Annotated in this window: 19 protein-coding genes; 6 read left to right on the forward strand and 13 right to left on the reverse strand. The window is 71.0% G+C overall.

All coding sequences use genetic code 11. From position 1 onward, the window contains the following. Window positions 1-55: 55 nt before the first annotated feature. Both AC0L6Y_RS06750 and AC0L6Y_RS06755 read left to right on the forward strand, forming a co-directional pair. On the forward strand, window positions 56-898 hold the full coding sequence (locus AC0L6Y_RS06750) for an NAD-dependent epimerase/dehydratase family protein (RefSeq protein WP_473549870.1): 843 nt from the start codon (window positions 56-58) through the stop codon (window positions 896-898). A 75-nt stretch (window positions 899-973) separates the two neighbouring features. After that, the gene (locus AC0L6Y_RS06755) at window positions 974-1,423 is read left to right on the forward strand and encodes a hypothetical protein (protein WP_473549874.1); all 450 of its coding nucleotides are present in this window, start codon (window positions 974-976) and stop codon (window positions 1,421-1,423) included. Between the two features lie 10 nt (window positions 1,424-1,433). On the opposite strand, the gene AC0L6Y_RS06760 is transcribed toward AC0L6Y_RS06755, so the two are convergent. Genes AC0L6Y_RS06760 through lepA form a run of 3 tightly spaced genes read right to left on the reverse strand, consistent with a single transcriptional unit; the run spans window position 1,434 to window position 4,428 of the window. Next, window positions 1,434-2,162, reverse strand: coding sequence for a ZIP family metal transporter (locus AC0L6Y_RS06760; protein WP_473549877.1), 729 nt, complete (start codon window positions 2,160-2,162; stop codon window positions 1,434-1,436). Between the two features lie 32 nt (window positions 2,163-2,194). Beyond that, complete coding sequence (locus tag AC0L6Y_RS06765) at window positions 2,195-2,578, reverse strand: hypothetical protein (protein ID WP_473549881.1); 384 nt, start codon at window positions 2,576-2,578, stop codon at window positions 2,195-2,197. Then, complete coding sequence (gene lepA / locus AC0L6Y_RS06770) at window positions 2,575-4,428, reverse strand: translation elongation factor 4 (protein ID WP_473549884.1); 1,854 nt, start codon at window positions 4,426-4,428, stop codon at window positions 2,575-2,577. The genes AC0L6Y_RS06765 and lepA overlap by 4 nt, the downstream gene beginning before the upstream one ends. Window positions 4,429-4,676: 248 nt before the next feature. Between lepA and rpsT the strand changes: the two genes are divergently transcribed. After that, window positions 4,677-4,937: a 30S ribosomal protein S20 gene (gene rpsT, locus AC0L6Y_RS06775; RefSeq protein ID WP_473549887.1), complete on the forward strand. Its 261-nt coding sequence runs from the start codon at window positions 4,677-4,679 to the stop codon at window positions 4,935-4,937. 110 nt (window positions 4,938-5,047) lie between these two features. On the opposite strand, the gene holA is transcribed toward rpsT, so the two are convergent. The 5 genes from holA to AC0L6Y_RS06800 all read right to left on the reverse strand — a co-directional run bounded on the left by holA (window position 5,048) and on the right by AC0L6Y_RS06800 (window position 13,113). Further along, entirely contained in the window at window positions 5,048-6,073 is a 1,026-nt protein-coding gene (holA, locus tag AC0L6Y_RS06780) for a DNA polymerase III subunit delta (protein WP_473549890.1), read from the reverse strand. 31 nt (window positions 6,074-6,104) lie between these two features. Further along, complete coding sequence (locus AC0L6Y_RS06785; protein ID WP_473549894.1) at window positions 6,105-8,450, reverse strand: ComEC/Rec2 family competence protein; 2,346 nt, start codon at window positions 8,448-8,450, stop codon at window positions 6,105-6,107. 3 nt (window positions 8,451-8,453) lie between these two features. Beyond that, window positions 8,454-9,056 (reverse strand): ComEA family DNA-binding protein, encoded by a 603-nt coding sequence (locus AC0L6Y_RS06790; RefSeq protein WP_473549898.1) that lies wholly within the window; start codon window positions 9,054-9,056, stop codon window positions 8,454-8,456. A gap of 60 nt (window positions 9,057-9,116) precedes the next feature. Next, window positions 9,117-11,663 (reverse strand): leucine--tRNA ligase, encoded by a 2,547-nt coding sequence (gene leuS, locus AC0L6Y_RS06795; RefSeq protein ID WP_473549900.1) that lies wholly within the window; start codon window positions 11,661-11,663, stop codon window positions 9,117-9,119. 139 nt (window positions 11,664-11,802) lie between these two features. Continuing rightward, a complete protein-coding gene (locus tag AC0L6Y_RS06800; RefSeq protein ID WP_473549904.1) occupies window positions 11,803-13,113 on the reverse strand; it encodes an anthranilate synthase component I family protein in 1,311 nt (436 codons plus the stop codon). Between the two features lie 78 nt (window positions 13,114-13,191). On the opposite strand from AC0L6Y_RS06800, the gene AC0L6Y_RS06805 reads away from it, so the two are divergent. After that, window positions 13,192-13,989, forward strand: coding sequence for an aminotransferase class IV (locus AC0L6Y_RS06805; RefSeq protein WP_473549906.1), 798 nt, complete (start codon window positions 13,192-13,194; stop codon window positions 13,987-13,989). A gap of 5 nt (window positions 13,990-13,994) precedes the next feature. Further along, complete coding sequence (locus AC0L6Y_RS06810) at window positions 13,995-14,681, forward strand: DedA family protein (protein ID WP_473558339.1); 687 nt, start codon at window positions 13,995-13,997, stop codon at window positions 14,679-14,681. Window positions 14,682-14,758: 77 nt separating this feature from the next. Here the strand turns inward: AC0L6Y_RS06810 and AC0L6Y_RS06815 are convergent, their stop codons facing one another. The 5 genes from AC0L6Y_RS06815 to AC0L6Y_RS06835 form a co-directional block, all read right to left on the reverse strand. Next, window positions 14,759-15,670, reverse strand: a complete 912-nt coding sequence (locus tag AC0L6Y_RS06815; RefSeq protein WP_473549909.1) for an ABC transporter substrate-binding protein — start codon at window positions 15,668-15,670, stop codon at window positions 14,759-14,761. 12 nt (window positions 15,671-15,682) lie between these two features. Then, window positions 15,683-16,450 carry an ABC transporter permease gene (locus tag AC0L6Y_RS06820; protein WP_473549912.1) on the reverse strand — a complete coding sequence of 256 codons (768 nt, stop codon included), beginning with the start codon at window positions 16,448-16,450 and terminating at the stop codon, window positions 15,683-15,685. Then, window positions 16,447-17,109, reverse strand: a complete 663-nt coding sequence (locus AC0L6Y_RS06825) for an ABC transporter permease (protein WP_473549916.1) — start codon at window positions 17,107-17,109, stop codon at window positions 16,447-16,449. Before AC0L6Y_RS06825 ends, AC0L6Y_RS06820 begins: the two co-directional genes overlap by 4 nt. A gap of 1 nt (window position 17,110) precedes the next feature. Next, entirely contained in the window at window positions 17,111-17,932 is an 822-nt protein-coding gene (locus AC0L6Y_RS06830) for an ABC transporter ATP-binding protein (protein WP_473549919.1), read from the reverse strand. Between the two features lie 141 nt (window positions 17,933-18,073). Next, entirely contained in the window at window positions 18,074-18,736 is a 663-nt protein-coding gene (locus tag AC0L6Y_RS06835; RefSeq protein WP_473549921.1) for a TetR/AcrR family transcriptional regulator, read from the reverse strand. A gap of 81 nt (window positions 18,737-18,817) precedes the next feature. Between AC0L6Y_RS06835 and AC0L6Y_RS06840 the strand changes: the two genes are divergently transcribed. Next, the gene (locus tag AC0L6Y_RS06840) at window positions 18,818-19,870 is read left to right on the forward strand and encodes an App1 family protein (RefSeq protein WP_473549925.1); all 1,053 of its coding nucleotides are present in this window, start codon (window positions 18,818-18,820) and stop codon (window positions 19,868-19,870) included. Window positions 19,871-19,872 lie beyond the last annotated feature (2 nt).

Below are 19,872 nucleotides of genomic sequence, written 5' to 3' on the forward strand. Positions count from 1 at the left end.
GTCGCCGATTCCCGGCGTGCGAGCACCTCGCGCGTGCACCTGCGAGGATGCCGTCATGAGAATTGCAGTCACCGGCGGAAGCGGAAAACTCGGCTCGACGGTCGTCTCCTCGCTGCGCGCGGCGGGCCACGACGTCACCAACTTCGATCGCACGGGGCAGCGCTCCCCCGGATTCGTGCAGACCGATCTGACCGACTACGGGCAGGTCGTGGACGCCCTGCACGGGGTTGACCGGGCACCCGGATTCGATGCCGTCGTTCACCTCGGCGCGATTCCCGCGAGCGGGCTCGCTCCCGACTCGGCGACCTTCCACAACAACATGGCCGCGACCTACAACGTGCTGCAGGGCGCGATCCGCGCCGGGATCCGCCGCATCGTGATGGCCTCGAGCGAGACGCTGCTCGGCATCCCCTTCGACATCGATCCGCCGTACGCCCCGCTCGACGAGGAGTACCCCTCGCGCCCGGAGTCGACGTACGCGATCGTGAAGCACCTCGAGGAGGAGCTCGCCCGCAAGCTCGTGCGCTGGGATGCGGAGCTCAGCATCACCGGCCTGCGCTTCTCGAACGTGATGACCCCAGACGACTACGCGCAGTTCCCCGACTACTCGAAGAACCCGTCGAGCCGCCGCTGGAACCTCTGGGGGTACATCGACGCCCGCGACGGCGCCCAGGCGGTGCTGCGCGCGCTGGAGACGGCGAAGCCGGGGTTCGAGACGTACGTCATCGCGAACGCCGACACGGTGGTCGACACCCCGAGCGCGGAGCTGATGGCGACGTTCTTCCCGAACGTGGAGCTGACTCGCGAGCTGACCGGCAACGAGACGCTGCTCTCGATCGAGAAGGCGCGTCGCGAGCTCGGCTACGAGCCGCAGTTCGGCTGGCGCCAGACCCCCTAGACGGGTCACCCCAGTGGGTGGGACAGACAGGGCCGTGTACTTGATTCTCCCTCGCGGAAGCTCCATTCTCAGGGGGTGGCTGTTACCCGAACCAGCGCGAGCGTAAGTCTGTACGGCAAGACTCCGCTCGACACTGCGTCGCGCGTGTCGGCCACCCTGCGGGTCGCGCCGACGCTCGCGCTCGAAGCCGACGTCCCGCATCCGCTGCCCCGCTTCGCCGCCGAAGGCCAAATCGCCGCAAGCTCCTCCTGGACCTTCGACGAGGGCGAGTCGACGCCGAGCGAGGGCGACCCGCTGGCGCTGGCATGCTTGGACCGCCTCGCCGAGCGCTTCTCCTCCCACGTCGACGCCTTCGCGGCGCTCTCGGAGCACTACGACATCCGCGTCTGGCTCGTCGTCGAAGCCGACCGCGAACTCGGCGGCTTCATCGTGCGCCCGCAGACCCTGGAGCGCCTGGTCCGGATGCGCGCCGCGCTCTACCCGGTGGTGCGGATCGCCCGACCGCGGGTCGCCGTCCACGCCTGAGCGGGGCGCGCTACACGGCGACGTGCAGCATGAACGACCCCAGGAAGCCGACGGTCGCGGCGAGCCCGGTGAACGCGCCGGTGCGGCGGAAGGCGTCGGGGATCATGGTGTCGCAGATCATCGCCAGGATGGCGCCGGCGGCCACCGCCTGCGTCACCGAACGCGCGTGCTCGTCGAGTGCCCCGAGCCCGAAGTACCCCGCCAGGCTGGACACCGCGCACACGGCGCCGATCGTCCCCCACAGCCGGAACACGGACGCGCGACTGCGGCCCGAGGCCTTCATCGCCGCCGTGCTCGACAGCCCCTCCGGCACGTTCGAGATGCCGACCGCGACGAGCAGGGGGATGCTGAGCGCCCCCGAGCTCGCGGCCGTGAGCCCGATGATCGCCGACTCGGGCACGCCGTCCAGGAGCGCGCCGATCGCGATCCCGGACCCGGTGGAGTCGGCTGCGGTGCCCGGCTTGGCGCGCTGGCCGAGCCGGTGCAGCGTCAGGTTCGCCGCCACGTACACGACCGCACCCGCGAGGAACGCGGCGCTCGTCAGCAGCAGGCCCGAGGTCTCCTCCGCCTCCAGCACCAGATCGAAGGCGAGAGCGGAGATCAGGACCCCCGCCCCGAAGGCCATGATGGTCGCGGTCACCCGATCCGGCACGCGCACGAACCAGGCGATGGCGGCTCCGAGCACCAGCGCGCCCCCCGCGGCGACGCCGCCGATGGCGGCGAGACCCCACTCCGGCATGTCGACCCCTTTCTCGGCGGTCGGGACCGACGCTAGCGCCCGAGCGCGACCACGAGGGCGAGAATCGCGAGCACCAGCGCAACCGGGGTCATGATGAAGCGCTCGAGCTTGCTGCGCGAGATCGCGTTCATCAGCACGCCGAGCGCGAGGTAGCCGAACACGACCCACATGGCGATGACGACGCCGAGGGCCTCGCCGGCATCGCCGAGCAGACCCGCGCGGATCAGCGCGAGCACGGCGAAGGCGACATAGAGCACCACCGCGACGATGCTGCCGATGCGCTTGCTCGCGGGAAGAACCTCGTCGGCCCCGCCCCAGGCCGCACGGCCCCACGGCACGCCGGCGATCAGGGCGATCTGGAAGATCGCGAGCGCCACCAGGAGGACCGTGAAGGCCACCGCGGCGGCGGCGGTCACTTCTTGTCCTTCGTCTCGACGTCGCCGGAGAGCGCCGCGATGAACGCCTCCTGAGGAACCTCGACGCGACCGACCATCTTCATGCGCTTCTTCCCCTCTTTCTGCTTCTCCAAGAGCTTCCGCTTGCGCGTGATGTCACCGCCGTAGCACTTGGCCAGAACATCCTTGCGCATCGCCGAGATCGACTCGCGGGCGATGATGCGCGCCCCGATCGCCGCCTGAATCGGCACCTCGAACTGCTGGCGCGGGATGAGCTTCTTGAGCCGCTCGGTCATCAGCACGCCGTAGGCGTAGGCCTTGTCGCGGTGCACGATCGCGCTGAACGCGTTGACCGCCTCGCCCTGCAGCAGGATGTCGACCTTCACCAGGTCGGCCTCCTGATCGCCGCTCGGCTCGTAGTCGAGCGAGGCGTAGCCGGCGGTCTTCGACTTGAGCTGGTCGAAGAAGTCGAACACGATCTCGCCGAGCGGGATCGTGTACTTGATCTCGACGCGATCCTCGCCCAGGTAGTCCATGCCGAGCAGGGTGCCGCGGCGCGACTGGCACAGCTCCATGATCGTGCCGACGTAGTCCTTCGGCGCCAGGATCGCGGCCTTCACCATCGGCTCCGTGACGCTGTGGATCTTCGCCCCGGTCGGGAACTCGCTCGGGTTGGTGACCGTGAACTCCTTGCGGTCCTCCGTCGTCACCTCGTAGGTCACGCTCGGAGCCGTCGAGATCAGGTCAAGGCCGAACTCGCGCTCCAGGCGCTCGCTGACGATCTCGAGGTGGAGCAGGCCCAGGAATCCGCAGCGGAAGCCGAAGCCGAGCGCGACCGAAGTCTCCGGCTCGTAGTTGAGGGAGGCATCCGAGAGCTTCAGCTTGTCGAGCGCCTCGCGCAGCACCGGATAGTCGCTGCCGTCGATCGGGTACAGCCCCGAGAAGACCATCGGCTTCGGGTCGGTGTAGCCGGGCAGCGGCTCGGTGGAGGGCGTGCGCGAGTTGGTGACGGTGTCGCCGACCTTCGACTGGCGCACGTCCTTCACCCCGGTGATCAGGTAGCCGACCTCGCCGACGCCGAGCCCCTTGGTGGGCGTCGGCTCGGGCGAGGAGACGCCGATCTCGAGCAGTTCGTGCACCGCGCGGGTCGACATCATCTGGATCTTCTCGCGCGGCTTGAGCGCGCCGTCGACCATCCGGACGTAGGTGATGACCCCGCGGTAGGAGTCGTAGACGGAGTCGAAGATCATCGCGCGCGACGGCGCGGTCGGGTCGCCCACCGGGGCCGGGATCCGCTCGACGACGCGGTCGAGCAGCTCCTCCACGCCCTGGCCGGTCTTGCCGCTGACGCGCAGCACGTCCTCGGGCTTGCCGCCGATGAGACTCGCGAGCTCCTTCGCGTACTTGTCCGGGTCGGCGGCCGGCAGGTCGATCTTGTTCAGCACCGGGATGATCTCGAGGTCGTTGTCGAGCGCGAGATACAGGTTCGCGAGGGTCTGCGCCTCGATGCCCTGCGCGGCATTGACGAGCAGAATCGCCCCCTCGCAGGCGGCGAGGGAGCGGCTCACCTCGTAGGTGAAGTCGACGTGCCCGGGGGTGTCGATCATGTTCAGGGCGAAGGTGTCGCCGCCGACCTGCCACGGCATCCGCACGGCCTGGCTCTTGATCGTGATGCCGCGCTCACGCTCGATGTCCATGCGGTCCAGGTACTGGGCGCGCGCGTCACGGTCGGAGACGATGCCGGTGATGCCGAGCATCCGGTCGGCGAGCGTCGACTTTCCGTGGTCGATGTGCGCGATGATGCAGAAATTCCGGATGCGCGCGGGATCGGTCGCGGCCGGTTCGAGAGGCTTCAGGGCACGAGGAGACATTTCCGCCTATTCTCGCAGACTGCGGCGGGCCGAACCGTCATGCCGCGGCGACGCGCCGCTCCCCGACGGGCTCGCGAGGCGACTCCTGGCCGCCGGACGACGCACCGGAGCACGATTGCTGGTCTCGCGCGCGACCTGGTAACGTAGACCCTTGGTTTCCGCGTGTCCCACAGCGCGCGATTCGCCGGAACGGCCCCTCTACCGGAACGGCACTATCCACTCGTTCCGCAACAGTTAAAGGAATTCCCATGGCGAACATCAAGTCGCAGATCAAGCGCATCAAGACCAACCTCAAGGCGCAGGAGCGCAACAAGGCGGTCAAGAGCGAGCTCAAGACCGCGATCCGCGCCACGCGCGCCGCGATCGCCGAGGGCGACAAGGACAAGGCCACGGCGGCCCTCCAGGTCGCGACCAAGAAGCTCGACAAGGCCACCAGCAAGGGCGTCATCCACGCGAACAACGCCGCGAACCGCAAGAGCGCGATCGCCAAGCAGGTCGCGGCCCTCTAAGTCGCCACGCCGTCTCGAGAAAGGCCCCGGAGCTTCGGCTCCGGGGCCTTTCTCATGCCCGGCGGCCGCGGCACGTGCTCAGCACGGGCTAGGCGCAGGCTAGGCGCAGGCTAGGCGCGGCCGCGCGCGGCGATCACGCCGACAAGGTGCTCGAGGGCGAACACCGGATCGCGCCCGGCGCCCTTGACCTGCGCGTCCGCGCTGGCGAGCGCCTGAATCGCGCGGCCGAGTCCGGCGTCATCCCAGCCGGAGAGGTCACGACGCGCGCGCTCGACCTGCCACGGGGCCAGGCCGAACTGGCGGGCCAGGTCTCCCGCCGAGCCGCGGGCTCCCGCGAGCTTCGCCATCGTGCGCACCTTGCTGGCGAAGGCCGCGACCATCGGAACCGGGTCGGCGCCGGTCGCCAGCGCGTGACGCAGCAGCCGGAGCGCCTCGCCGTGGCGCCCGGCGATCGCCGCGTCGGCGACGGCGAATGCGCTCGTCTCGACACGGCCGCCGTAGTAGCGGTCGACGATCTGCTCGGTGATCTCGTCGCTCGAATCGGCGAGCAGCTGCCGGCAGGCCGCCGCGAGCTCGGCGAGGTCGTCGGAGAAGGCGCCGACGAGGGCGCGCTGCGCGCCCGCGGTGATGCGGCGCCGGGCCGCGCGGAACTCGGCGACGACGAAGTCCTGCTTGTCGGAATCGCGCTTGAGCTCGGCGCAGACGATCTCGATGGCGCCGCCGGTGCCGCCTCGGATCGCGTCGAGCAGCTTCTTGCCGCGCACCCCGGTGACGTGGCGCAGCACGAGGTAGGTCTCCTCGGCCGGGCTCTCGATGTAGGCGAGCGCCTCCTCCAGGAAGGCGTCGGCGCACTTGTGCACGTTGTCGACCCGGATCAGCCGCGGCTCGGCGAAGAGCGACGGGCTGGCGAGCGTGATCAGCTCCCCGGGCGCGTAGTTGGCGGCGTCGAGATCGGAGACCTCGAGGGCGGGGTCCTCGGCGCGAAGCGTGTCGCGCAGCAGCCGGATCGCGCGATCGGCGAGCACCGACTCGGGCCCCGACACCAGGACGATCGGCGCGGGCCGCACCGCATCCCAGGCGAGCTGGGGGATCGCGACCTTGCTGCGCGCGCGAGCCGTCGAACGTGCTGCCGGCATGCCATCCCCTCGGTCGTGAACCGAAGCAAGCCTAGCCGCCGGCGCCGTCACCGGCCCGCTGCGTCCAGACCAGCAGCTCGCCCGGTCGCTCCCCCGGCGCGACCAGCACCGTGCCGTGACGATCGGTGCGGTAGGCGGCCGTGCCGGCGTCCGCGAGCACGCCGAGGGCGCTCTCGGTCGGATGCCCGTAGTCGTTCTCGGCGCCGACGCCGATCAGCCCGACGAGAGCGCCGAGCGACGCGTACAGCGCCGCCGACTGGTCGCCCGAGCCGTGATGCGAGACCTTGACCAGATCGACGGACGCGGGGTGCGCGCTCGCGAGCAGCCGCGCCTGGGCCTGCTCGCCCAGGTCGCCGAGCAGGATCGCGCTCAGGCATCCCGTGCGGCACTCCCCCACCGGCCGCAGCTCGAGCACGAGGCTCGCGTCGTTGCCGGGGTCGACGCCGCGCGGCGGCGGCCAGATGACCTCCCAGGCGAACTCGCCCAGCACCCCGCGCGCGCCGCGCTCCGGCCACTCGACGCTCGCCCCGTGCGCGCGCAGGGTCTCGCCGATCGCCGCGTCGGCGGCATCCGCGGGGACCCCCAGAAGGGCGCGATCCACCCGCCCGAGCACCGCGTCGAGGCCGCCCACGTGGTCGGCGTCGAAGTGGGTGAGCACCAGAAGGTCGATGCGCGTGACAGCGAGTTCGTCGAGGCACGCCGCGAGCGGCTCCGGCTCGCGGCCGACATCGACGAGCGCGATCTGCCCGGCGCTGCGAATCAGGGTCGCGTCACCCTGCCCGACATCGCAGGCGGCGTACTGCCACGCCCCCGGACGGCCGAGCGCGTCGCCGACCCGGCCCGCCAGCAGCGTGAGGGGGTAGGCGAGCAGTGTGACGGCGAGCAGCCCTGCCGCGACCCGGCGGACCACGGATGCGCGGCCCCCGGTCGGCAGGATCAGCAGCGCCGCCGCCAGCGTCACGGCGGCGAGCAGCACCACCCCGCCGATCCCGTCGAGCCAGGGGCCGCGCGCGACCGGAAGCGCGGCGGCGGTCTGCGCCACCGCCGCGATCCAGCTGGACGGGAGCCACGCCAGGCCGACGAGCGCCTGGGCGATCCACGGCGCGATCGGGAGGAGCAGGCAGGCCACCAGGCCCAGCACGGTCGCCACCGGCGCCGCCGGAGCGGCGAGCACGTTGGCCGGAACACCGTAGACCGCGAGCGAGGGATCGAGCAGCAGCAGGACCGGCTGGCACGCGAGCTGGGCCGCCGTCGGGACGGCGATCACGAGCGCGAGCGGGCCCGGCAGCACCCGCGACAGCCGTTCGGTCAGCGGCCCGGCGAGCACGAGCAGCCCCGCGGTCGCGAGCACCGAGAGGGCGAACCCGTAGTTGCGGGCGAGCCACGGGTCGACCGTCAGCAGCGCGACGACGCTCAGGCACAGCAGCGGCATGCCGCGGGACGCGCGCCCGAGCGCCAGGCCGAGCAGCGCGGCGCCGGCCATGATGCTCGCCCGCAGCACGCTCGGCTCGGGCGTGACGAGCACCACGAAGCCGAGCAGCGCGACGAGCGAGCAGCCGACGCGCACCGCCCGCGGCGCCCCGAGCAGCCGGCACAAGCCGAAGACGAGGGCCACCACGACGGCGCAGTTCGCACCCGAGACGGCGGTGAGATGGCTGAGCGAACTGCGCTTCATGTCACGGTCGAGCGCCGCGCCGACCTCCGTCGTGTCGCCGATCGCGAGCCCCGGGAGCAGCCCGGATCCCGGCTGCGGCAGCGCGCCCGTCGCCTGCCGGAGCCCCCCGCGCAGCGCCTCGCTCGCCTCCAGCAGGGCGGGCGGTGGCCGGATGTCGTGCAGCGCGCCGCGCGCGAACACCAGAAGGGCGCGGTCATCCCCCGGCTCGGCGGTGTCGACGGAGGCGATGAGGTGCACCGTCGCGCCGATCACGATGCTCGACAGGGCCGGGTCATCGGGCTGGGCGAACACGAGCACCGGCACCGCGAGCTCGCGCTCCGGCGCGTCGCCCAGCGCCCGCAGCGTCGCCTCGAACCGCCCCTCGCGCGGCCGGCCCGTCACGTCCAGTTCGAGGTCGAGACTGCGACCCGACCCCGCGGCCTCCGCCAGCTCGGACGGAGCGCGCGCCGAGACCCCGCTCGCGGTGGCGCTGAGCACGAGGGCGCCGACCGCTGCCGCCAGCAGCACCGCGCCGAGCCGGAGCCGCACCGCGGGCCTCACGGCCTCGCGGACCCCGAGCAGCGTCGCCGCGACACCGAGCACCACCGCCCAGCCCGCGACCGCCGCGGCGAGCAGCGCCGAGGCCTCCGCGGCCCCGACTCCGACGATCGCGGCGAACCAGGCGACGAGGGCCGCGGGCACGAGCCGGTAGTCGCCGCGCACGGCTCAGACCGTGACGAGGTCGCGCAGACCCTCGAAGGTCTTGTCGCCGATTCCGCTGACGCTCAGCAGATCCTCGATCGCGGTGAAGCGCCCGTTCGTCTCGCGCCACTGCAGGATGCGCTCCGCCATCGCGGGCCCGATGCGCGGCAGCGTCTCGAGGGTCGCCGCATCGGCGGTGTTGAGGTTCACCTTGCCGCCGACGACCGCGCCTGAGCCGGCGGCGGGCGCCTCCCCCTCGGCGTAGACGATCAGCTGCTCGCCGTCGACGAGGAACCTCGCCAGGTTGACGGCCTCGGGGTCGGCCCCCTCCAGGAAGCCGCCCGCCGCCGCGACCGCGTCGACGGCACGCGCCCCCTCGCGCAGCTCGTACAGGCCGGGGCGCGCGACGAGCCCCAGGATGTGCACGTAGATCGTCGCGCTCGCGCCGCTGATCGCGGCGGCGGTCTCGGCCGGAGCGGGCGCGTCGATCACGGCGCTCGTGCCGCGCGGGGTGACGGCGGTGATGAACACCGCGACGCCGAGCGCCGCCAGCGCGAGCATGAGCGCGGCCCCGACCCCGACCCGCACGCGGGCGCGGCGGGGGTCGGGGTCGAGACGCGCGCTCACGGCGTCAGGTTAGGTCGGGACCGCTCGCGCGGTCCCGCGGATGCTCCCGACTGTGTGCGGCTAGCGCTTCGTCGCGATGTTGACGAGCTTCGGGGCTCGCACGATCACGTTGACGATCTCGCGATCGCCGACCGCGCGCGCCACCGCATCCGAGCCGCGCGCCAGGATCTCCAGCGCGCCGGTGTCGATCGTCGGCGCCACCTCGAAGCGGTCGCGCACCTTGCCGTCGACCTGCACGATCGCCGTCACCGACTCCTCGACCAGGAGGGTCGGGTCGGCCTTGCGCAGGGTCGTCGTGGCGACGCTTCCCTCGTAGCCGAGGCGCTCCCACATGTCGTCGGCCGTGTACGGCGCGAACAGGCTGAGCAGCTTCGTGACGATCTCGATCGCCTCACGGACGGCCGGGTCCCCGGCGCCGGGGCCGGAGTCGATCGTCTTGCGGATCGCGTTCACGAGCTCCATGAGCCGGGCGACGACGACGTTGAACTTGAAGCCCTCGACCAGGCCCGGTGCGTCGGCGAGCAGGCGGTGCGTCTGGCGACGCAGGGCCGCATCGCCGCCCTTCCACTCGACCTCGGGGCTCGAGGTGACCTCGCCCGTGATGCGCCAGGCGCGCGCCAGGAACTTCGCCGAACCGGCCGGCGAGACGTCGGCCCAGTCGATGTCGTCCTCCGGCGGACCGGCGAACGCCATCGTCAGACGCACCGCGTCCACGCCGTGCTCATCGAGCTGCTCCGAGAGCCGCACGATGTTGCCGCGGCTCTTCGACATCGCGGAGCCGTTCATCAGCACCATGCCCTGATTCAGCAGCGCGCTGAACGGCTCGGTGAAGCTGACGTAGCCCAGGTCGAACAGCACCTTCGTGATGAAGCGCGCGTACAGCAGGTGCAGGATCGCGTGCGTCACGCCGCCGACGTACTGGTCGACGGGCGCCCACTTCTCGGCCTCCTTCGGGTCGAAGGCCTGCGTGTCGTCGTTCGGGTTGAGGAAGCGCAGGAAGTACCAGGACGAGTCGACGAACGTATCCATCGTGTCCGGGTCGCGACGCGCCGCGGTGCCGTCGGGCAGGGTCACGTTGACCCAGTCCTCGGCCGCGCCGAGCGGCGAGGCGCCCTTCGGCTGCAGGTCGAGACCCTCGCTCGGCGGCAGCTCGACGGGAAGCGCCGACTCCTCGACCGGGATCTCGCGGCCGTCCTCGGTGTGCAGGATCGGGATCGGGGTTCCCCAATAGCGCTGGCGCGAGATCAGCCAGTCGCGCAGACGGTACGTCTTCGCGGCGCGGCCGGTGCCCGCCTCCTCCAGCAGTTCGATGACGCGCTTGATGGCGTTCGACTTGCTGAGCCCGTCGAGCGGGCCCGAGTTCATCAGGCGTCCCTCGCCCGCGAGCGCCTCGCCGGTCTGCACCGGGTCGGGCGGCAGCAGGTCGCCGGCCTCCAGCATCTCGGGGGTGATCACCGGGATCGCCCCGGTAACCGGGGCGTTGGTGTCGACGACGACCCGCACCGGGAGATCGAACTTGATCGCGAACTCGAGGTCGCGCTGGTCGTGCGCGGGCACGGCCATGACGGCGCCGTGGCCGTAGTCGGCGAGCACGTAGTCGGCCGCCCAGACGGGGATGCGCTCCCCGTTGACCGGGTTGATGGCGACACGGCCGAGCGGAACGCCGGTCTTCTCGCGGGTGGCGTCCTGGCGCTCGATCTCGGTCGACTTCTGCACCTGCTCGAGGTAGGCGGCGAAGTTCTTCTTGGTCTCGTCGTCCGCATCCGCCACCAGTTCGGCGGCGAGGTCGGAGTCGGGGGCGACGACCATGAAGGTCGCGCCGAACAGCGTGTCGGGGCGCGTCGTGAAGACGGTGACCCGCTCGGCGCGGCCCTCGATGACGAAGTCGACATCGGCGCCGACGCTGCGGCCGATCCAGTTGCGCTGCATCGCGATGACCTTGCTCGGCCACGAGCCCTCGAGCTGGTTCAGGTCATCGAGCAGACGGTCGGCGTAGTCGGTGATCTTGAAGTACCACTGCGTGAGCTTCTTCTTGACGACGACGTTGTCGCAGCGCTCGCAGCGGCCGTCGACGACCTGCTCGTTGGCGAGCACCGTCTGGTCGTGCGTGCACCAGTTGACCCAGCTCGCCTTGCGGTAGGCGAGGCCCTTCTCGTACAGCTTGAGGAACAGCCACTGGTTCCACTTGTAGTACTCGGGGTCGCTCGTGTGCAGCACCCGATCCCAGTCGAACGAGGCGCCGTAGCGCTTCATCGACTGGCGCTGCTGCTCGATGTTGTCGTAGGTCCAGGCGCGCGGGTCGACCCCGCGCTTGATGGCCGCGTTCTCGGCCGGCAGGCCGAAGCTGTCCCAGCCGATCGGGTGCAGCACGTTGAAGCCCTGCAGCCGCCAGTAGCGCGCGACGACGTCACCGAGCGCGTACGCCTCGGCGTGACCCATGTGCAGGTCGCCGGAGGGGTACGGGAACATGTCGAGCACGTATTTGCGCGGGCGCGTGTCGGCAGGGTTGTCGGTCGCGAACGGGCGCAGCTCATCCCACCGCGCCTGCCACTTCTCCTGGATGCGCGTGAAGTCGTACTCGTTCGGGGCGTCGTCGTGCTGGGTCACAGAACTCTCATTCGTCAGGTGCCGGACCGTGCCCCGCGCCAACGCTCGGCGGGCGGACGTCGCGATCCATCGTCCAGGTTACTCAACGCGCGGGCATGTTCCTGCGTTCCCGCCCGCAGCGTCTCGTCGCGGGCGCAGATCAGGGCGCCGAGGCGCCGAGCACGCGGAGGAGCGGCGCCGCCTTCACCCGGATCTCGTCGAGCTCGGCGGCAGGGTCGGACAGCGCGGTGATGCCGCCGCCGGTGCCGATCGAGGCGCCCGAGGGATCCAGCACGATGCTGCGGATCACCATCGCCAGGTCGCAGGCCCCGTCGAAGCCGAACCAGCCGAATGCCCCCGAGTAGATGCCGCGCGGCCGCGCCTCGAGCTCGTGCAGAAGCTCCGTCGCCCGCCGCTTCGGGGCGCCCGTCATCGACCCGGCCGGGAAACACGCCTCGACCAGGTCGGCGACGTTGACGTCGTCGCGAAGCCGCCCCTCGACCGTGCTCACGAGCTGGTGCACCTGCGCGTAGCTCTCCACCTCGAGCAGGTGGGTGACGGCGACGCTGCCGACCTCGCACACGCGCGAGAGGTCGTTGCGCATCAGGTCGACGATCATCAGGTTCTCGGCGCGCTCCTTCTCGCTGTCGAGCAGCTCGGCGCGGGCGGCGGCGTCGCTCGCGGCGTCGGCCCCGCGCGGACGTGTGCCCTTGATGGGGCTCGTGTCGACGCGTCCGTGCGCATCGACACGCAGGAAGCGCTCCGGCGAGGCCGAGACGAGGGTCGTGTCGCCGATGCGGATCAGTCCGCCGTGATGGGTGGGACTGGTGCGACGCAGCGCGGTGAGCAGGTCGACCGGGTCGGGGTGGGCCCCCGGCACCGCGACCCGCGTCGTGAGGCACAGCTGGTACGCCTCCCCCTCGCGGATCGCCTCCTGGCAGGCGCGGATGTGCTCGAGATACGAGGCATCGTCATCGAGCCAGCGCGCCTCGGCGGGCTGGGCCTCAGCAGGCTGGGCCCCGGCCGGCTCGCCGGGGACGAGCCCAGTCAGCGCGGCCACCGCCGCGTCGCGCCAGCGGGCCAGCTCACCGCTCCAGTCATCGCCGAGTGCGATCAGACGTCCCTCGCCTGTGGCGGCGTCGACGGCCAGCATCCGATCGACGCGCAGAAGCGAAGCCGGCGGCGACTCCGCGTCCACGGCCTGACCGAGCGTCTCGGCGCGAAGCTCGTACTCCAGCCAGCCGACGAGCCCCAGGCGGAACGCCGGGAGGTCATCGCCCGCCGAGATCGGGTGATCCGCGAGTTCGGCGCGCAGCGTGTCGAGAACGCGCCCGGTGATGACGAGGCGCTCGCCCCGCCCCAGATAGTGGACGCCGGGCCGCGCGCCGGAGGCCTCCGGGGCGGCACTGTCGAGCCAGAAGCCGTCGGCCTCGCCGACGAGCGCCCGGAACGCCGCAGCGACGTCCGCCACGATCCCGACCGGATGCTCGCAGCACTCGTCGCGGCGACGTTTCCAGCCGGACGGAGGAGAGGCGCATACCCTGATCCTATGAGCGCAACGACGACCCTCCTGTGGCACGGCGGCGCGCTCGAGCCTGTCGTGGACTGCACGCCCGGCCCGGTGGAGCTCGTCGCTGCCGATTCCTGGCTCACCGACGACGGCCGCACGCTCGCTCTCGACCTCCATCGCGAGCGCTTCTTCGACGCGGCCGGGGCCGAGGGCTTCGAGGAGGCCGAGCTCGACGCCTTCTGGGCCGCGGTGATCGACGCGCTCCCTCGCACCGGCGCCTGGTTCCCGCGCGTCGAGGCGCGACGGCTGAACGATCGGCGAGAGCTGCGACTGCTGCGGCGCGTGGCCCCCGAGCGCCGCCGGTCGGTCACCGTCGCGACGCATCTCGGGCGCGATCCGCGCACCGTTCCGCTCGTGAAGGGCCCCGACCTGGAGGCGATGCTGCGGCTGCGCACCGAGGCCCAGTCGCGCCACGCCGACGAGGCGGTGCTGCTGAGCGCCGAAGGCTTCGTCGTCGAAGGCTCGACGACGTGCTTCGCCTGGTGGCGCGGCGATGCCCTCGCGATCCCCGACCCGGAGCTTCCCCGCATCGACTCGGTGACGCTGCGCAGCGTGCTCGCGCTGGCGACGGCGCTCGGCATCGATGTCCTGCACGAGGAGGTCACCCCCGACGAGCTCGACGGGCTCGAGCTGTGGGCGCTGAACTCCCTGCACGGCATCCGGATCGTCACGGCGTGGATCGACGGGCCGTCCCTCGCCGAGGAGCCGGGCCGACTGCAGCGCTGGCGCGACCGTCTCGACGCGCTTCGTCGGCCGATCGGCGATCGGCACGAGTGATGGACATCAACGCCGCCCTCACCTGGATCCTGGAGGTGGTCGCGTCGGTCGATCCCGTGCTGCGCACCACGCTTGCGGGCCTCGGGATGTTCCTGGAGACGAGTGTGCTCGTCGGACTGGTCGTGCCGGGCGACTCGATCGTGATCGTCGCCAGCACCGCCGTCGAGACGCCGGTCGGCTACGTCTCGCTGCTGGTCGCGGTCATCGTGGGGGCGCTCGGCGGCGAGAGCGTCGGCTTCGCTCTGGGGCGGCTGTTCGGGCCGCGCATCCGCGACTCCCGCCTGGGCCACTGGATCGGTCGCGCGAACTGGCAGCGCGCGGAGTACTACGTGGACCGGCGGGGCGGCCCCGCGGTCTTCATCTCGCGCTTCCTGCCGGTGTTCCACTCGCTCGTGCCGCTCACGGTCGGCATGAGCGCGATGAGCTATCGCCGCTTCTTCGCCTGGACCGCTCCCGCGTGCGTGGTGTGGGCGGTCGCCTATGTGACGTTCGGCTCGGTCGCCGCGGTGGGCTATCGCGAGCTCGCGGATCAGCTGCACGTCGCCGGGTACATCTTCGTCGGCGTGGTCGTCGCGTTCGCTCTCGGGGTCGTGCTCGTCAAGTGGCTTCTGGTGCGCTCCGAGCGCCGCCACTGGGACCACCCGGGCGATGGCGACGCGAACACGATCGACGACGACCTGACGGCGCGCTGAGCCGGGCGCCGCGACGGTCGCAGACGACAACGGGGACGGGCGCGATCCGCACCCGTCCCCGCTGATGACTCAGCGAATCAGCCCAGGAAGCCGTTCGCCGTCAGCCACTCGGTCGCGATCTGCGCGCTCGACAGCTGGTCCTCGACGCTCTGCACGTTGAGGGCGATCAGGCCGTCGGCGGTCAGCGCGGCGCTGACCGGGTCGAGCACCGAGGCGAGCTCGTCCGCGAGGTCGGCGTTCACGAGCGGAACGACGTTCGAGGCGAGGAACAGCCCCTCCGGGTCGTCGAGGGTGACGAGACCGGCAGTCTGGATGCGCGGGTCGGCCGTGTAGATGTTGGCGACGTTGACGACGCCCTCGATGAGCGCGTCGAAGGTGGTGTCACCGGTGGCCTCGAAGCTCACGGTGACGCCGTAGACGCTCTCCAGCCCGCTGGGGCCGTAGGGGCGCTCCTCGAGCTCCGGCGGGCCGCCGAGCACGACGCTGTCGACGTTCGCGAGGTCGCCGATGGCGCTCAGCGAGTTCGCGTCAGCGAACTCCTGCGTGACGGTGTACGAGTCCTGGTCGCTCGCGGTCGACTGGTCGAGAACCGCCAGCGAGTCCGGGAGCGCGTCGGCGAGGGCCGCGTAGACCTCGTCCGACTGGGTGGCGGTGGTGTCGGGCGCGTAGTACTGGAGGAGGTTTCCGGTGTACTCGGGGAACACATCCACCTCACCGGCCTCGAGGGCCGGGATGTACGCGTCGCGCTGGCCGATCTGGAACGAGCGCTCGACGTCGTAGCCGGCGTTCTCCAGGGCCTGCGCGTAGATCTCGGCGACGATCTCGTTCGAGTAGTACGCCTGCGAGCCGACCACGATGGTGTCGGTGCTGCCCGATCCCTCGGTGGGGCTCAGCGGATCGCCCTGCGCACACCCTGAGAGGGCCAATGCAACCCCAACCACGGCTGCGCCCAGGGCCAGCCGGCCTTTGTTCCCTGCTGTGTTCAACATGATCTTCCTTACCTAGTTGTTGGTGGGGGTCCCCACCGAACTCGCGCGCGGCCTCAGCGGCCGGGTGCGACGTGGTTGCGAACGCGGCGCGCTGCGCCCGTCCGGAATGATGCGCTCGGTGATCTGCGCGGCGAGGCCGAACAGCGCGTCGAGCGCGAAGGCGAGCGCCACCACAAGCAGCGCCGCGCCGAGCATCTGGTCGTAGCGGCGCAGCGGCAGCCCCTGGATGATGTCGAAGCCGAGGCCGCCGAGGTTCACGTACGCCGCGAGGGTGGCGGTCGCGACGACCTGCAGGGTCGCGCTGCGCAGTCCCCCGATCAGCAGAGGCAGCCCGAGCGGCACCTCGACCTTCCAGAGGATCTGCCACTCGGTCATGCCGATGGCGCGCGCGGCGGAGATCGTGGAGCGGTCGATCGCCTCCAACCCGGCGTAGGCGCCCGCGAGGATCGACGGGATCGCGAGGATCACGAAGGCGATGTACGACCCCGCCGCGACCCGAATCCCCAGCCCCACGCCGAAGGTGCCGAGCAGCAGGACGAAGAACAGGATCAGTCCGAAGGAGGGCAGGGCGCGCGCGGCGCCCGAGATGGCCACCGCGATCTCGCGGCCGCGGCCGGTGTGCCCGATCAGGTAGCCGGCGGGAATCGCGATCACCGCCGCGATGACCACCGACACGAGCGTGTAGAGGACGTGCTCGCCGAGGCGCGTCCACAGCTCGCCCTCCCCCGCGGGGCCGAGATTGGCGACGATCCAGGCGAAGGCCTCGACGAACAGCGTCATGTCGACACCGCCCGAGCTCGCGTCGGGGTCCGCCTCGCCCACGGCATGAGCACCCGTCCGAGCAGCTGCAGCGCGGCGTCGACGACGAGCGCGAGCGCGGCCGTGGCGACGACCCCCGCGAACACCTCTTCGACGATGCGCCGTTGAAGCCCGTTGGTGAACAGGTAGCCGAGGCTCTCGACGCCGATCAGGATGCCCACCGTGACGAGCGCGATCGTGCTCACGGCGACGACTCGGAGCCCGGCGAGCAGGACCGGGCCGGCGAGCGGGAACTCGACCTCCCAGAACCGGCGCCAGGCCGAGTACCCCACCGCGGTCGCGGACTGCCGGACGCCGGGATCGACCGAGCCGAAGGCGTCCGCCGCGGCGCGCGCCATCAGGGCGACCGCGTACAGCGTGAGGGCGATGGTGACGTTGAACTCGCTGAGGAACGGGATCCCGAGCAGCGGCGGCAGCACGACGAAGAGGGCGAGCGAGGGGATCGTGTAAAGCAGCCCGGCGACGGTCAGCACCAGCCCGCGCGTGACGCGGTAGCGCCACGCCACCCAGCCGAGCGGAATCGCGATGACGAAGCCGAGCACGATCGGAACGACGCTCAAGCGCAGATGCTCGAGCGTCAGCCCCCCGATCAGCCCGAGGTTGTTGACGATCCAGTTCATGTCAGCGCCGCGCCTCGCTGAGGACACCCGCCGCGCGACCGTCGGAGTCGACCAGGACGGTGCGCCCGTCCACCACCTTCTCGGTGAGCGCCCGCTTGCCGCGATCGGCGCCCACGAAGCTCGCGACGAAGTCGTTGGCCGGATGCGCGAGCAGCTGCTCCGGGGAGCCCTTCTGCGCGATGCGTCCGCCGGTCTCCAGCAGCACGATCTGATCGCCGAGCAGGAACGCCTCATCGATGTCGTGCGTGACGAACACGATCGTCTTGCCGAGCTCCTGCTGCAGCCGGAGGACCTCCTGCTGGAGCTCGGCGCGCACGATCGGGTCGACGGCGCCGAACGGCTCATCCATCAGCAGGATGTTCGGGTCGACCGCGAGCCCGCGGGCGACGCCGACGCGCTGCTGCTGACCCCCGGAGAGCTGCGAGGGGTAGCGCTGGGCGAGGTCCCGCTCGAGCCCGACGACATCCATGAGCTCGAGCGCACGGGCGTGGGCTTCGGCCTTGGAGGTGCCGACCAGACGGGGAACCGTCGCGATGTTGTCGATGACACGACGATGCGGAAGGAGTCCCGAGTTCTGCATGACGTAGCCGATCCGCCGACGCAGCTGGACCGGCTCGGTGGTCGCCACATCCTCGTCGTCGATCAGCACGGCGCCCGCGCTCGGGTCGACCATGCGATTGATCATCCGCAGCAGGGTCGTCTTCCCGGAGCCGCTCGATCCCACCAGCACGGTGACCTGGTGGGAGGGCATGACGACGCTGAAGTCGTCAACGGCGAGCGTGCCGTCGGGGAACTGCTTCGAGACGGCTCTGAACTCGATCATGCGCGGTCCGCTCTCCCTCGGTCGCCCCTCGATGGGGTCGTTGCCGGTGCAGAGCCCGCGCGCACTGGCGAAGGCTCCTCACCATCTCAACACATTCGGAGCGGAGAGCGCCGGGGATTGCCGAAGCAATCCCCGGACGCGTCAGCGGGAGACGTTCGCGGGAATGGCGAAGTGCGGCGACATCAGCGCGACGAAGATGTCGTGCGCGTGCGCGATGAACTGCTCGTCGCCCTCGGGATCGCGCGTGAACGCGCGCGCCACGAGCGAATCGCCGGCAGCACTCGCCGCCTCGAACGCCAGGCGCGCGGCGTCGGAGCCCGGAAGCTCGAAACGCTGCACGAGTGCGTCGTACATGTGCGACGCGAGCGCCGCATTCGCCGACGCGCCCGTGGCGGGCCGCAGGTCGAGCACGTCGCCGAGTCGCAGCGAGGCGAAGCCGGGCTCGGTGCGGTATGCGTCAACCAGCACGGCGATGCCCGCCGACAGCGCGGCGAACCAGTCGTCGTGCTGCTCGTCGCGAACCGCGGCCATGACGCGCTCGTTCATGCGCTCGGCGTTGCGAGCCGCGAGGCTCTGCAGCACGGCGATGCGGTCGGGGAAGTAGCGGTACACGGTGCCGATGGAGGCACCGGCGCGGTCAGCAACCATCGCCGTGGTGAGGCGCTCGTAGCCGATTTCATCGATCACGTCGGCCGCCGCATCCAGCAGAGCCGCGAGGCGCGCGGTACTTCGCGCCTGCACGGGCTCGTTGCGGATCAATGCAGCGGGATCAACTTGGTGATCGGAGAGTTTGATGTGGGACACAGGGGTTCTCCTTCTCGATTCGGTGAGCATACCTTCCGTTACTGTGGCTAGCCCGGATGTTCGCCGTGACACACTGGGACGATGACGTCGAGCCGCTCTGAGCCCGCTGGCGGACCCGCGGAATCGACGACTCTTCACATCGCGGCGCGCATCGAGGACTGGATCCACGAGCGCCGCGCGCGCCGGGCCCGTCGCCGCGGCCGCGTCGCAACCGTCATTCCCTTCACCGGGTACGGCGGCGACGGCTGGGTCCGCATTCTCGGACGCGTCGTCTACGAGGATCCGGAGCGCGCGAGCGACCCGTCGCGCCGCGTGCGCGGCTGGCGGAGCTTCACCAGCGTGCACGCGGCGTACGCCGAGGTGACGGTGAGGAGCGGAACCGACTCGGAGGCGCTCCGCGCGGATCGCGGCGGAGTTCTCGATGCGCATGTCGAGCTCTCTCTTCCCGCGGGATGGAACACGGTGCGTCTTCGCGTCGACGGGGGCCAGGAGGTCGAGGCGCCCATCTTCGTGGTGAGCGGACAGCACCGCTTCGGCATCCTGTCCGACATCGACGACACCGTGATGGTCACCGCGCTCCCCCGCCCGTTCCTGGCGGCGTGGAACACCTTCGTGCTGGACGAGCATGCGCGACGCCCGGTGCCGGGCATGGCCGTCCTGTATGAACGACTCGCGCAGCGCCACCCCGGCTGCCCGGTGTTCTATCTCTCCACGGGCGCGTGGAACGTCGCCCCGACCCTGAGTCGCTTCCTCCACCGCAATCTGTATCCGCGAGGACCCCTTCTGCTGACCGACTGGGGCCCGACCCACGATCGATGGTTCCGCAGCGGCCAGCAGCACAAGCAGGAGAGCCTGACGCGCCTCGCGCAGGAGTTCCCGGACATCCGCTGGCTCCTGGTCGGCGATGACGGTCAGCACGACGAAGACCTCTACGCCGCATTCGCGGCCGAATACCCGCAGAACGTGGCCGCGATCGCGATCCGGCAGCTGACCGCGGGCGAGGCCGTCCTGGCCGGTGGCCGCAGCCGACGGCCCGACCAGGAGACCGAGACCACGCCGTGGGTCTTCGCCCCCGACGGCGCGGGGTTGAGCACGCAGCTGCGCGGTCTCGGGCTTCTGGATCCACGCCCGTAATC

Source organism: Pseudolysinimonas sp. 10J20-29 (genome assembly GCF_055809595.1).

Excerpts from the sequence above, each read along its gene's own strand:
- AC0L6Y_RS06815 (WP_473549909.1), bottom strand. The coding sequence starts at position 15,670 with ATGTTGAACACAGCAGGGAACAAAGGCCGGCTGGCCCTGGGCGCAGCC.
- AC0L6Y_RS06820 (WP_473549912.1), bottom strand. The coding sequence starts at position 16,450 with ATGACGCTGTTCGTCGAGGCCTTCGCCTGGATCGTCGCCAATCTCGGC.
- AC0L6Y_RS06750 (WP_473549870.1), top strand. The coding sequence starts at position 56 with ATGAGAATTGCAGTCACCGGCGGAAGCGGAAAACTCGGCTCGACGGTC.
- holA (WP_473549890.1), bottom strand. The coding sequence starts at position 6,073 with ATGCCGGCAGCACGTTCGACGGCTCGCGCGCGCAGCAAGGTCGCGATC.
- AC0L6Y_RS06760 (WP_473549877.1), bottom strand. The coding sequence starts at position 2,162 with ATGCCGGAGTGGGGTCTCGCCGCCATCGGCGGCGTCGCCGCGGGGGGC.
- AC0L6Y_RS06805 (WP_473549906.1), top strand. The coding sequence starts at position 13,192 with ATGAGCGCAACGACGACCCTCCTGTGGCACGGCGGCGCGCTCGAGCCT.
- AC0L6Y_RS06825 (WP_473549916.1), bottom strand. The coding sequence starts at position 17,109 with ATGAACTGGATCGTCAACAACCTCGGGCTGATCGGGGGGCTGACGCTC.
- rpsT (WP_473549887.1), top strand. The coding sequence starts at position 4,677 with ATGGCGAACATCAAGTCGCAGATCAAGCGCATCAAGACCAACCTCAAG.
- AC0L6Y_RS06840 (WP_473549925.1), top strand. The coding sequence starts at position 18,818 with ATGACGTCGAGCCGCTCTGAGCCCGCTGGCGGACCCGCGGAATCGACG.
- lepA (WP_473549884.1), bottom strand. The coding sequence starts at position 4,428 with ATGTCTCCTCGTGCCCTGAAGCCTCTCGAACCGGCCGCGACCGATCCC.
- AC0L6Y_RS06830 (WP_473549919.1), bottom strand. The coding sequence starts at position 17,932 with ATGATCGAGTTCAGAGCCGTCTCGAAGCAGTTCCCCGACGGCACGCTC.